The organism is uncultured Neptuniibacter sp. (genome assembly GCF_947498015.1).
Classification (GTDB): Bacteria; Pseudomonadota; Gammaproteobacteria; order Pseudomonadales; family Balneatricaceae; genus Neptuniibacter.
Genome location: NZ_CANMIR010000012.1, coordinates 77083 through 90282, shown reverse-complemented (window position 1 = coordinate 90282; position 13200 = coordinate 77083). Strand labels below are relative to the sequence as shown.

The following is a 13200-nucleotide window of genomic DNA, read 5'->3' as shown; positions in this document are numbered from 1 at the left end:
TCAGGAGGATTGATGATGCAACCAGAGATAAATATTAGTGATTCCGCCATTGATTATCTGACTCATGTGAGTGCGCAGGAGGGTAATTCGGACCTCAGGATTGGTGTGACAAACCCTGGAACCTCTTTGTCGCAGTGTTTTATCACCTTTAATTCTGAGCAGCAGGCTGAAGATAAAATATTGAAATATTCCGGTTTCACATTGGCTTATGAAGAGCGTTTAAGCTTATTCATCGACGGACTTGATGTGCACTACAGCAAGAACCGGATGGGAGGGCGTTTACGTATCAAAGCGCCCAATATTAAACATATGCCGGAGCTACCTGAAGATGCAAGTTTACATCTGAAGGCCGCGTCAGTACTGGAGTCTTACGTCAATCCTGCATTGGCTGAACATCAAGGTGGAGTTGTAGTCGATCGAACAGAAGGGAACCGGGTATTCCTTAAATTTGGTGGTAATTGTCTGGGTTGTGGTAACGCAGAAAAGACACTAACTGAGTTTGTAGAAACGACGCTGAAAGAGCACCTGCCCGAGATTGAGGCGGTATCTGAGGTAACAAAACACTAATTTTTTTGCATTATGATTTGAATTTCAATTGAAATTCAAACTAAAATGAATCCATATGCTCTTTAAAGCATAAAAGTGAAGCTCGCATAAAAACAAAAACGAGGAAACTTTAATGACCAAATTTAAGAACGCTCGCGTAGCAAACGATAAAAATACGAAGAAGCAGTATCAGCCCTATATGGAAGCTGAATGGGGTTTCATCAATCACTGGTATCCAGCAGCCTTTAGTGACGAACTACCTGAAGGTGAAGTCAAAGGTATTCAGATTGCGGGCATACCGATCGTGCTACGTCGAGCAAAAGGGACAGTGCATGCACTATTGGATCAATGTTTGCACCGTGGCGTACGTTTCTCCGCCAAACCCATGTGCCTGAACGATGAAACCATCACCTGTTGGTACCACGGTTTTACTTTTAATCTCGATGACGGTGAGCTAAGTACTATTGTTGCAGCGCCGGACGACAAACTGATCGGTACAACTGGCATTCAGAAATTTGCCGTTGAAGAAGTCAACGGCATGATCTTCGTATTCGTTTGCGAAGAGGATTGGGATGAAGAGATCCCACCATTGAAAAATGATCTGCCAATCCGCTTCCCAGAAAACAACGAAAAATTTCCGCACCCACTTTGGCCTGATACTCCATCGATTCTGGATGAGGGAGTGGTTATTCGTGGTATGCACCGTACTGGTAATGCCAACTGGCGTCTTGCGTGTGAAAACGGCTTTGATGCAGGTCACCTGCTGATTCACCGCGATAACGCAATTGTGCAGGCAAAAGAGTGGGCGGTTCCGTTGGGTATTAAGCCTTTGGATGATCAGGCGATTGCAATTATTGAAGATGAGGACGGTCCTCAGGGTTTCCTCAACCGTTACTTCACTGACTCCTATGAGCCTATTCTTGAAAACCCAATCCTGGATATCAAAGCTTACGGTCAGAACCCTAAATACTTCCGTACCTCTATGTTTATGCCTGGCGTATTAATGGTAGAAAACTGGCCTGAAGAGCATGTTGTTCAGTATGAGTGGTACATCCCAATTACTGATGATACTTACGAATACTGGGAAGTTCTGGTGAAGAAGTGCAACACAGAACAGGAGAAGAAGGAGTTCGAATACCGTTTCGAGAATCTCTACAAGCCGATGTGCCTGGAAGGGTTTAATGATTGTGACCTGATGGCGCGTGATGCGATGCAGAATTTCTATGCAGATGGTACTGGCTGGGATGACGAACAGCTGGCTGATATGGATGCCTCCGTGATCGTATGGCGTAAGTGTGCCTCTAACTTTAACCGAGGAATTGCTCAGCCACCTCGTGGCGTGAATGGCTCTAAGAAAGGGCAGAGTAAAGATCTGGCTGCAGCGGCTCTGGGTGATTGGCCAGGTATGGACGCTTACGCAACAGGTCGTAAGTACGATAAGAGCTAATCGAACTATCCAAAAGGGGCTGGCAAGCGGCCCCTCTTTCTCTGTAAAGAGTTACAAAAAATAATAATAAGGAGGACAGGTCATGTCTTCATCAGAAGCAGTTGCTGTTGAAATTGTAGAATCAAAAGTTACATTTCGTTTTAAAGACGGTGTCGAATATGAAGCGATCTCCAGTGAGGGTGAAACACTGCTGGATGTTGCTCGAAGCAATGAAGTACCTGTTATCCATCAGTGCCTGACCGGTAGCTGTGCCAGCTGTATCTGTAAGGTCGACGAAGGCGATGTCGGTATGGATTCAGATCGTCTGATGTCACTGTTACCCAGTGAACAGCGAGAAGGTTTTCGCCTGACGTGTACGTCGTATGCAGAGAGCGATTGTGTTGTTGATCTCGACTACCCGAGCACCTTTTCTGAAGATCACGCCGCCAGTCAGAGTGTGATTACTATTAATGAACTGGAGTGGGTGAACCACAACACGGTACGTATCGAAGCTGAACTGGCTGATGACGCTGAGATGGAACATTTCGAAGCGGGGCAATATGTGCAGCTTAAAGTGCCGGGCACAGAGGAGTGGCGCTCTTACTCAATGTCCAGTACTGAGCGTGAACTACCTGAAGTGACCTTCTACATCCGAGTACTTGAAGAGGGTGTGATGTCCAACTACTTGCGTGATCGAGCCGCAGTAGGGGATGAACTTGAGATCGATGGCCCCTATGGGGTGTTCTATCTGCGCGAAGAGAAAGTACCACAGATCATGATTGCTGGTGGAACTGGCCTGGCACCGATGATGAGTATGATCGATACGCTCCGATTGAAAAATTTCCGCCGTAAGCCCGTTATTCTCGCTTTCGGTTGTTCCTTTGAAAAAGATCTTTTTGCTCAGGATGAGCTGGAACTGCGTGATACCTGGATGCGAAATCTAGATATCCGTACCTGTGTCTCCCGCCCTGAAGGAGAATGGGACGGTTATAACTGCCGGGCACAACTCTCCATTACCCAAGATGATATCACCGATCCTGAAACGGTCGCTTACCTTTGTGGACCTCCTGCAATGAATGAAGCCGCGCGTGAGCATCTGGAATCTTTGGGTGTTAAAGGCGAAAACATCCACGTCGAGTTATTCGAAACCGCGTAATCAACAATCATCTCTGCACACCTCAACGCAATATTAGTTTGAGGTGTGACAGGGGGCGCTCTGCCAATAAAAAAAATAAGAGGGGTTAGAAGAATGGCTGCTGTAACCAAACTGGCCTATATGGGCTTCAATGTCGCAAATTTTAACGACTGGCACACAATACTGTTTGATATTCTGGGTCTTGAACAGCGAACAGATAGTCCAGATGGTCGTATTAAGCTTCGTTATGATCAATATCATCATCGTTTTACCTTTATCGACAGCGATGCTGACAGTGTTGCCTTTGTCGGTTGGGAGGTCGATACGATCGATCAGTTCAATGAGATGTACACCCATCTTGCGGGTATGGGGGTTGGTGTTGAACTGGCGTCAGATGCAGAGAAACAGGACCGGATGGTGCTGGAACTGATGAAATTTAAAGGGCCGGATAATGTCCCTTATGAGATCTGTTTCTCTCCTTTCCATGATAATCAGCCTTACACACCAAGTTGCCCGCGTTTCGATGGGTTTAATACTGGTGATCTGGGGCTGGGTCATATCCTCTATTGTCATGAAGATCCCAAAGAAGCGGTGGAGTTCTATCGTCAGGCATTGGGCATGAAAATTTCAGACTATATCCACTGGGATGAGGCCAAGGCAACCTTCATGCACTGTAACCCCAGACACCATTCTATTGCGGTGTGTAACCCCTGTTTTGGCACCGGGGCGGGTGAACTTAATCACTTTATGCTGCAGGCAGAAAATATTGATGATGTAGGTCGAGCCTATGATCGTGTAGAGGAGCTTAATGTGCCTCTGATACTGACGTTGGGTAAGCATACAAATGACAAAATGACCTCATTCTACATGATCACGCCCGCAGGGTTTGCCATCGAATATGGTTACGGTGGTGAAGAGATCCGTGACTATGACAACTGGGATATAGAACTCTATAACGCCCCTAAAATCTGGGGTCATAACCTGGTTGAATAACACTTAGCTTGCACTCTTGGCACCTTTCGGTGCCCTTTTTTTATCCCATTTGGGAATTTTGGGTGATCTATGGATAAAGAACAGATTCAGGGCTGTGCAAGACAGCTCTATGCTGCACTACGTGAACGCAAAGCGATAAAGCCTCTTACAGCAACACATCCGGATATCAGTATTGAGGATGCCTACCATATCTCGACTGCGCTGCTTGAGATGAGAAAGGCTGATGGGGAGGTGGTGATCGGTAAAAAGATTGGTATTACCTCAGACGTAGTACAAAAGATGCTCAATGTGGACCAGCCTGATTTTGGTTATCTGACAGACAAAATGGCATTCAACCAAGGAGAGGAGATGCCAATTAGTCAGGAGCTGATGCAGCCTAAAGCGGAAGGTGAGATCGCTTTTGTCCTCAAAAAGGATCTCATCGGCCCTGGGGTTACCACCTCCCACGTGATTGCTGCGACTGATTTTGTGGTGCCTTGTTTTGAAGTTGTAGATTCGAGAATTGAAAACTGGCAGATCAAGATTCAGGACACGGTTGCGGACAATGCGTCCTGTGGCTTTTTTATTCTGGGGGATACAGCGGTTAGTCCCAGAGATGTGGACCTACGTACCTGCGGTATGGTGGTCGAGAAGAACGGAAAAGTGATCTCGACAGGTGCGGGTGCTGCGGCATTGGGCAGTCCGGTCAACGCTGTTGCCTGGCTGGCGAATACCCTGGGTGAATTCGGCATTCCGCTGAAAGCGGGTGAAGTAATTCTCTCCGGTTCCCTGGTTCCCCTTGAACCGGTTCAGGCAGGCGACTTTATGACCGTCAGTATCGGCGGTATCGGCTCTGCTTCTGTACGTTTCACCTAAGCCGACCGAACTGATTGAAGGAATAGATTGATGAGTAAAAAATTAAAAGCGGTCATTATCGGCCCGGGTAACATCGGCACCGACCTGCTGATGAAGATGATGCGTTCTGAGTGGGTTGAACCGGTTTGGATGGTCGGTATCGACCCTGAATCCGAAGGCCTTAAGCGCGCACAAGAGTTTGGCATTAAAGTCTCCAGCACCGGTGTAGACGGCATGCTGGATCACGTGATCGAAGACGATATCCGCATCGCCTTTGATGCCACCTCTGCGTATGTTCACGCAGAGAACAGCCGCAAGCTGAATGAGCTGGGTGTGATTATGGTCGACCTGACGCCAGCCGCGATCGGTCCGTTCTGCGTACCGCCAGTCAACCTGAAACAACACGCCTCTCAGCTGGAGATGAACGTCAACATGGTGACCTGTGGCGGTCAGGCAACGATTCCGATGGTTGCTGCGGTCTCTCAGGTTCAGGAGGTCTCTTACGGTGAGATCGTTGCGACCGTCTCCTCACGCTCCATCGGTCCGGGTACCCGTCAGAATATCGATGAGTTTACCCGTACGACTGCCGGTGCCGTTGAAGCGGTCGGCGGTGCAGATAAGGGTAAAGCGATCATCATCGTTAACCCGGCTGAGCCACCGTTGATGATGCGTGACACGATCCACTGCCTGACCAAAGAGACACCGGATCAGGATGCCATCACCGAATCGGTGAAGAACATGGTCAAAGAGGTACAGAAATATGTGCCGGGCTACAAGCTGGTGAATGGTCCGATCTTTGATGGCAATAAAGTCTCTGTCTTTATGGAGGTTGAGGGCTTGGGTGACTTCCTGCCGAAATACGCGGGTAACCTGGACATCATGACCGCAGCGGGCCTGCGTACTGCTGAGATGTTCGCAGAAGAAGCACATAAAGGTGAAATTACACTTCCGGCTCGCTGATGCGCTATCGCGGTGCGGACAACGCTCCTGCTGCGTGTAGGAGGCGTGTCCCCACGCCGAGAAATACCTGAGGAAAGAATGATGGATTTGAAAGGCAAAAAAGTAACACTCCATGATATGAGCCTGCGTGATGGTATGCATGCGAAGCGCCATCAGCTCTCACTGGAGCAGATGATCGCTGTCTCTACCGGTCTGGACGATGCCGGCATCCCCCTGATCGAAGTCACTCACGGTGATGGGCTGGGCGGCTCCTCCCTGAACTACGGTTTCCCGGCTCACACCGATGAGGAGTACCTCAACGCGGTGGTGCCGAAGATGAAAAATGCCAAGATCTCTGCACTGTTACTACCGGGGATCGGTACGGTTGATCACCTGAAGATGGCGCGCGATTGCGGTGTGAATACCATCCGCGTGGCAACCCACTGTACGGAAGCGGACGTCTCTGAGCAGCATATCGGTATGGCTGCGAAGATGGAGATGGACACCGTTGGCTTCCTGATGATGGCGCACATGGTCTCACCGGAGAAGATTCTGGAGCAGGCCAAACTGATGGAAGGGTACGGGGCTAACTGTATCTACTGCACCGATTCTGCCGGCTACATGTTGCCAGATGAAGTGACCGAGAAGATCGGTATGCTGCGTGCAGAGCTGAACCCATCAACAGAGATCGGTTTCCACGGCCACCACAATATGGGGATGGCGATCGCCAACTCGCTGGCGGCGGTTGATGCCGGTGCCACCCGTATTGATGGCTCGGTTGCGGGTCTGGGTGCGGGCGCAGGTAACACGCCACTGGAGGTGTTTGTTGCCGTACTGGAACGGATGCAGGCCAATCACGGCGTTGATCTCTATAAGATCATGGACGTTGCCGAAGATATCGTTGTTCCACTGATGGATCAGCCGATCCGTGTGGACCGGGATGCACTGACACTGGGCTATGCCGGTGTTTACAGCTCCTTCCTGCTGTTTGCGCAGCGTGCGGAAGCGAAATACGGCATTCAGGCACGTGACATTCTGGTAGAGCTGGGCCGTCGCGGCACAGTGGGTGGTCAGGAAGATATGATTGAAGACCTGGCGCTAACGATGGCAAAAGAGAAAGGGCTGATCTGATGAGTAAAATATTGGTGATCGATTCCAGTAGTCGGGGCGTTGGCTCAGTCAGCAGAGCGATGACACAGCAGTTTATCAAAGCCTTTTCAGAGGGGAGTGAGGATAGCTGTATTGTCTATCGGGACCTGGTGAAGTCATCTCTGCCGCACCTGTCAGCTGATGCGATTGAAGGCTTTTTCTCCCCTGAACCCTCATTAAGGGCTAAAAGAGCAACGGTGGTTTCTGATCAGTTGATTGCAGAACTGATGGAGGCTGATCTGGTCTGTTTAGGGATGCCGGTATACAACTTCAACGTACCCTCTGCCATGAAAGCCTACATCGATCAAGTTGTCAGAATCGGGCGTACATTCCAGAAAGTAGGGGATGGTAACCTCGAAGGGTTATGTCGCGGGAAGCGGATGTTAGTTCTGTATTCGATGGGGGGGATCTATCAGGGATCTGAGATGGACTTTGTCCGCCCCTACATGAAGGTTATCGCTGATTTTATGGGGTTTGAAAGCTGTGATTTTGTAGCGATTGAGGGAACCTCACGCGGAGGTTTCAGCCTCGATGAAAGACTCGCTGAAGCCAGCGAGTCTATAGATCTGTATCTGGCAGAGAAAGGATTACTGGAGGCAAAAGACAGAGAGAAAGCGGCCTGTTTATCTTAACTCTTCCTCATCGATGGGGCTTGCGTAGGTTGCAGCAATTCTACCAGCCTCATCATAGATACCCGTCAGCAGGCTGATCAGCTTGGCTGCTTCAGCCATTTTCTCATCTACCCGATCGATGCTGGATGTCTGAGTGGTCAGGAGTGATTCACGTAGCTCAGCATAACGGTCAATTTTATGCCGCCCCTGTTCAGTCATTGAGTAGTTGTAGATCTTGCTGTTTGCTTCTTTGTCTTTACTAATGAGTTCCAATGACACCAGTTTACGTAAGCTGTACTGGATATTAGGGATATCATCACGGTTGAGAAGGCGGGCAATGATTGTAACGGGTTTAGGGCGATCCTGCATGCGGATAACATTCAGGATAATGAGCTCCTGATAAGTCAGATTGCCTAACCCAGCTGTGCTACCAATCTGTAGACAGTAGCGCTGGAAAGCTTCGTGAAATCTTAATAGCGACCATTCAAATTCAGTGGTAATCGCGTTGTGTTCGTTACCACCTAGGTGCCAGCTTCTGTAGAGACTAATATCATTCATTAGGGTGTTCTTTTTCATTATTAGTACCCATTAACGCGTAACTTAGACTGATATTCTATTAAAAATATGACTCTATAGAGATTAGCGTTAAGTGGTATTTAGGCAAGATTTTAGGTTAGCAGAGGATTATATAGAGGCCTTTGAGCTAGATCAAAGATTGTTAATCAATTGGTTTTTTATTTAAATTATAGATGTTTGTATGGTTATTGATGGTGTTTCCACTCAGCTCCTGTGAGGGAGTGATCCGGGAAGAAAAGAGAGACTGCATCTGCAGGGAGGGGGTAAATTTTGCAGTTCTCCCCGAGAGAGAGCTCATCAGCCATAAGCGAGAGTGCTATAAATGTGGCACCGCTACCGCCGGCAGAGACCTTAACCTGAAGCGTTTTTCCCTGAGCAGATAAAAGTCGCATGAGTCGCATACAGCAGGATAGGTAGCGGGAAAAACCACGCTGCTCATTGAGAAAGGAAAAGGCCTGATCGCAGTTACCATCGATAATCGGGACCGTTACCTCGCTGTCCAGATAGCGTTCTAGTCGGAGAATAAATTCAAGCAGTTCATCACAACCGACAAAGGATGATTCTGGGAACCCCAGCGATGGAGAGTCTGCTTCCAGCTTTTGATTAACAGGTATAGCAATAGAGGCTTCATCTTCCGCTGTGTGCTGGATAAGTTGCGCTATCTCCAGCTTTATAGAGGTCGTATCCAGTGTTTTATAGGGGAGGGATAAGAGAAGGTTGCGCTGCTCTTCGATCTGCTTTGGCAGGATGCAGAACAACTCTTTATTTACCCAGCGGTAGGTGGCTGCATAATAGGGATAGTGATCTTCCGTAGGGATATTATTCAGTGTAGCGATCACCTTAGCACCTGATACACCGCACTGTGTATTATCAGCAGCCAGCACGTATTCACAACTGGATGCTGTTAACAGTGCACCACCGTAGCACCCAACAGAATCTCCCAGAACGGCAATCGTTGTTGTTTGAGTATTAATCTGTAGCTGCAGCAGCCGTTTGATCAGTGCGGCGGTCTGCTGCATGACCTGCCAGCCATTGTTGAGATCAACCCCCGCTGAATCTAAGCATAGAACAAGTCGTTTTGTTGAGTGTTCTTCAGCGTAATCAATCGCCCGGTTGAGCTCTTCAGCTAAATCCAGAGTGAGGCAGCCTGCACTGATGGTTGCGTTATTTGCCCAGATCATAACCTGTTCACCGTCCGAGGTCTGACCGAACCAGGTTGAGCTATTACCCGCATCATGGAATAGCCCTTTATCTGAAATTGAAAGGGCTAACTGCTTTGCTCTTTGTAGATTTGAACACGACCTCATGATGCTAATGCCCGGATTTTTTTCTGCTGTTTTTTCAGGTTTCGGTGGATGTCGATGGCACCATTTTTCTTGAATGACTCATGGTTCATCTCTACTCGTTCCAAGTCATACAGGTAGTTGACCATTAATCCGGCGGAGCTTTTCAAACCATACTCTTTGCGATTTCCGAAGGGATTTATTCGGTAGATCGATGCCCCATTGCTTAAGTGGAAGCGGGCAACTGGGTCATAGGGCTCGATTCCATGCTTCAACTGGGTGAGATAATAAACCCCCAGCTCGTTCATAAACGAGACCGTATCGTCATGGGATTCATCGAGACGATCGTAGCGCTCGCAGATTAATTCTATTAACGGCATATCTGCGTAACGTTTTTGCAAGCTGGGTAGCAAAGGACCAGCGATCTGATGAAGCGTGTCTTCGGTGATGTAATTCTTTCTGATTGCACGTGTCAGCCCGGGCACTGGTGAAAGAGTGGAGAAACGGGTGATCTGAGGTCGCTCTTTCTGGATCTGCTGGACAACTTGTTTGATTAAAAAGTTACCAAACGAGATGCCTCGAAGTCCGGTCTGGCAGTTTGATATGGAATAGAAAATAGCGGTGTTAGTAGAGGATGAAGAGGTTACAGGTTGTTCATGGTTAATAAAGGGATCAATCCGGTCGCTGATCTCTTCAGTAAAAGCCACCTGTACAAAGATTAAAGGATCATCCAGTAGTGCGGGATGGAAAAATGCAAAGCATGACCGATCACCGGTTAAGCGTCGTTTAAGATCTGCCCAATCCTGTATTTCATGAACGGCTTCATAACTGATGAGTTTTTCCAGAACGTCTGCAGATGTATTCCAGTTGATCTCTCTGAACTCGAGAAACCCTCGATTGAACCAGGTTTCCAATGTGTATTTAAGGTCAACATCCACGACTGCAAATTCGGGATGTTCAGGAAGCAGATTCAAAAGCTCCGTTCGCATTTTGACTAAAGCCTGGGTACCGGTCCCGGGAATGTTGAGCAGTTCAAACAGCATCTGGCGACCGCCTTTGATCGAATTAAGCAGCTGTTTATATGCGTCGCTACTGTGCTCATGACTCAAGGTTGAGGCCAGTGTTGAAATCTCATCGAAGTCGGGCGAGAAATGGGTACTTAGGTGAGCGAAAAAATCTATTTTTTCCTCTTCTGAGGCACTGGAATAGCGGTTATGGATCTGTTGGGCCATCGCTAAAGCTGTTGCGTCACCACGATAGGAGAGGAGTGCGTTGCAATCTTCCGCTAACGTATATTTTCCACCGATCCTTGCTGGGTCTTCCGCGTTTAACAGCTCTTTGCCTTTATCCGTAACAGAATCGATTAAGCGATTAATCCATCTCATTTGGAGTGCTCTCCTTCAGTTTGGCTTTCAACGCTAGGTACTGGTTTTGGATATGAAGTGACATTGTCGCATTCGCCAGTTCACCGTCACGCGCTTCAATAGCCGCCAGAATATCGCGGTGCTCCTGTAGTGAATGCTGTAGTCGTGATCCCAGTTTTAACTGCTTCTGCCTTGCCAGACGAATAACGCGGGAGAGATCCAGTGTGAGACGTTCTAGCCAGGTGTTGCTGGAGATGTTTTTCAATGCATCATGGAAGAGGATGTTTTCTTCGTAATAACGGACGATATCTTCATCTGCTGCATGTTTCTCCAGATTCGCATGAATATGACGGAGTCTGATTAACTCCTGATCGGTGACATTTTCCGCTGCTAGTTTTGCACAGAACCCTTCAAGCAGCGCAACGATGGGAAATAACTCGTCAAGCTCCTCAGCACTGATCGTCTTTACAAAGCAGCCCTTTCGTGGAACCAGTTCGACCAGTCCGTCGGATGCTAGAACTTTCAACGCCTCCCTAAGAGGTGTACGGCTGATTCCAAGCTCGTTGCAGAGTTGCATCTCATCAATCCACTGCCCCGGCTCTAGCTGGCTGCTGTAGATCATCCTGGCGACAATTTCAGCCACCTCTTCATAAAGCACTGTTCTTTTTATTATAGGCATAGGCAATTGGCTTTAAATTAAATTTCAATTGAAATTGCATTGTAGTGTAATTATTAATTACAATCAAAATGATTAAAAAATAAAAAAAATATGAGGAAAAATCCGTGAATTTATATCAGGCCCTATCTGAAAAGTTCTCTGCAGCGGGTGATCGTGTTGCCGTGCGCATGCCGGAAACCGGATTACAGTGGACATTTAAACAACTTGCAGAACGTGCGGCACAATATGCTAACTTACTGACTGAGAACGGAATAAAACCTGGGGATCGGGTTGCCGTACAGGTCGAAAAGGGTGCAGATGCACTGGCCCTCTATCTGGGTGTATTACAGTCTGGAGGAACCTACCTCCCGATGAATACAGCTTATACCCCGAATGAACTTCAATACTTTGTGGAGAATGCAGAACCGGCGTTTGTTGTCTGTTCCACGGGACAATCCAGTGTATTCTCTTCGATTAATGACAATGTTAAATCCCACTTTAAGCTCTTCACACTTGATCAGGATGGTGTTGGAACGTTATGTGACTCTGCAGATTCCATGGCAAAGTCATTTGAAACGGTTGAAAGGGATGATAATGATCTGGCTTCTATCCTCTATACATCCGGCACCACAGGACGTCCTAAGGGTGCAATGATCAGTCATGGAAATCTCCTCAGTAATGGTAAAGTCCTGCTGGATTATTGGGGCTGGGAGGAGGGCGATACCCTGCTTCATGCGTTACCGATATTTCATGTTCACGGATTATTCGTTGCATGTTCCTGTGCGCTGCTAAACGCCGGTGAGATGATCTTCTTCAAAAAATTTGATGCCAGGATGGTGATGGAAGAGTTGCCTAATGCCACTGTCATGATGGGTGTTCCTACCTTCTATACACGTTTACTGACTGAACAAACGTTTACCAGAGAGCTTGCTGAAAATGTTCGCTTGTTTATCTCGGGATCCGCACCGCTGCTTGAAGAGACCTTCAATGAATTTGAGGCGCGAACAGGCAAGCGGATTCTTGAACGTTACGGAATGACAGAAACCGGAATGAATACCTCAAACCCTCTTGATGGTGAGCGTATTGCAGGCACTGTTGGTTATCCTTTGCCAGGCACTGAAGTTCGGATTATGGATGGTAACAACAAACCGATGGGTGCTGGTGAGGTGGGTAGCCTTCAGGTCAAGGGTCCGAATGTGTTCCAGGGCTATTGGCGTATGCCTGAAAAAACCGCTGAAGAGTTTACCGCAGATGGTTTCTTTATTACCGGAGATCTGGGCACGATCGATGCGAAGGGATATGTGAGTATTGTTGGGCGCTCAAAAGATCTGATTATCAGTGGTGGTTATAATATCTACCCTAAAGAGGTTGAGATGATTCTCAACGATATTGAAGGTGTAGATGAATCTGCTGTCTTTGCATTTGAGCATCCGGATTTTGGTGAGGGGGTTGCCGCCGCAATCGTCAAAACGGATAGTCAGGCTGAGTTAAACAAAGAGGATCTGATCGCTGCCTGTAAAGAGCAGATCGCAGGATTCAAGGTACCCAGGCGAATTGTCTTCTTAGAGGAGTTGCCACGTAATACGATGGGGAAAGTGCAAAAAAATGTATTGCGTGATCTCTATGGTAAACAGTAATTTTCCTCAGCGTCTGTAGATTAAATGTGAGTGGGGGGAGGTCACCCCC

At 47.8% G+C, this 13200-nt stretch carries 13 protein-coding genes; 9 read left to right on the top strand and 4 right to left on the bottom strand.

Features of this window, described 5'->3' with window-relative positions; all coding sequences use genetic code 11:
• Nucleotides 1–12 precede the first annotated feature (12 nt).
• The 8 genes from Q0882_RS14055 (at nt 13) to Q0882_RS14020 (ending at nt 7654) form a co-directional block, all read left to right on the top strand.
• Nucleotides 13–567 (top strand): NifU family protein, encoded by a 555-nt coding sequence (locus Q0882_RS14055; RefSeq protein ID WP_299182934.1) that lies wholly within the window; start codon nt 13–15, stop codon nt 565–567.
• Nucleotides 568–679: 112 nt separating this feature from the next.
• Nucleotides 680–1993 carry a Rieske 2Fe-2S domain-containing protein gene (locus Q0882_RS14050; protein ID WP_299182933.1) on the top strand — a complete coding sequence of 438 codons (1314 nt, stop codon included), beginning with the start codon at nt 680–682 and terminating at the stop codon, nt 1991–1993.
• 82 nt (nt 1994–2075) lie between these two features.
• Entirely contained in the window at nt 2076–3128 is a 1053-nt protein-coding gene (locus tag Q0882_RS14045; RefSeq protein ID WP_299182932.1) for a 2Fe-2S iron-sulfur cluster binding domain-containing protein, read from the top strand.
• 93 nt (nt 3129–3221) lie between these two features.
• The gene (locus Q0882_RS14040) at nt 3222–4100 is read left to right on the top strand and encodes a VOC family protein (RefSeq protein WP_299182931.1); all 879 of its coding nucleotides are present in this window, start codon (nt 3222–3224) and stop codon (nt 4098–4100) included.
• 69 nt (nt 4101–4169) lie between these two features.
• Nucleotides 4170–4955, top strand: coding sequence for a 2-oxopent-4-enoate hydratase (gene dmpE, locus Q0882_RS14035; RefSeq protein WP_299182930.1), 786 nt, complete (start codon nt 4170–4172; stop codon nt 4953–4955).
• A gap of 30 nt (nt 4956–4985) precedes the next feature.
• A complete protein-coding gene (locus tag Q0882_RS14030; protein WP_299182929.1) occupies nt 4986–5894 on the top strand; it encodes an acetaldehyde dehydrogenase (acetylating) in 909 nt (302 codons plus the stop codon).
• 81 nt (nt 5895–5975) lie between these two features.
• Nucleotides 5976–7004, top strand: coding sequence for a 4-hydroxy-2-oxovalerate aldolase (dmpG, locus tag Q0882_RS14025; RefSeq protein WP_299182966.1), 1029 nt, complete (start codon nt 5976–5978; stop codon nt 7002–7004).
• Nucleotides 7004–7654 (top strand): NAD(P)H-dependent oxidoreductase, encoded by a 651-nt coding sequence (locus tag Q0882_RS14020; RefSeq protein WP_299182928.1) that lies wholly within the window; start codon nt 7004–7006, stop codon nt 7652–7654. The genes dmpG and Q0882_RS14020 overlap by 1 nt, the downstream gene beginning before the upstream one ends.
• Here Q0882_RS14020 and Q0882_RS14015 read toward each other — a convergent pair.
• The 4 genes from Q0882_RS14015 to Q0882_RS14000 form a co-directional block, all read right to left on the bottom strand.
• Nucleotides 7646–8191 carry a winged helix DNA-binding protein gene (locus Q0882_RS14015; protein ID WP_299182927.1) on the bottom strand — a complete coding sequence of 182 codons (546 nt, stop codon included), beginning with the start codon at nt 8189–8191 and terminating at the stop codon, nt 7646–7648. The genes Q0882_RS14020 and Q0882_RS14015 overlap by 9 nt on opposite strands.
• A 203-nt stretch (nt 8192–8394) precedes the next feature.
• Nucleotides 8395–9516 carry a hypothetical protein gene (locus tag Q0882_RS14010; protein ID WP_299182926.1) on the bottom strand — a complete coding sequence of 374 codons (1122 nt, stop codon included), beginning with the start codon at nt 9514–9516 and terminating at the stop codon, nt 8395–8397.
• A complete protein-coding gene (locus tag Q0882_RS14005; RefSeq protein WP_299182925.1) occupies nt 9513–10877 on the bottom strand; it encodes a malonyl-CoA decarboxylase family protein in 1365 nt (454 codons plus the stop codon). The genes Q0882_RS14010 and Q0882_RS14005 overlap by 4 nt, the downstream gene beginning before the upstream one ends.
• Nucleotides 10864–11535 (bottom strand): GntR family transcriptional regulator, encoded by a 672-nt coding sequence (locus tag Q0882_RS14000; protein WP_299182924.1) that lies wholly within the window; start codon nt 11533–11535, stop codon nt 10864–10866. The genes Q0882_RS14005 and Q0882_RS14000 overlap by 14 nt, the downstream gene beginning before the upstream one ends.
• Before the next feature lie 104 nt (nt 11536–11639).
• Between Q0882_RS14000 and Q0882_RS13995 the strand changes: the two genes are divergently transcribed.
• The gene (locus tag Q0882_RS13995; RefSeq protein ID WP_299182923.1) at nt 11640–13151 is read left to right on the top strand and encodes a malonyl-CoA synthase; all 1512 of its coding nucleotides are present in this window, start codon (nt 11640–11642) and stop codon (nt 13149–13151) included.
• Nucleotides 13152–13200 lie beyond the last annotated feature (49 nt).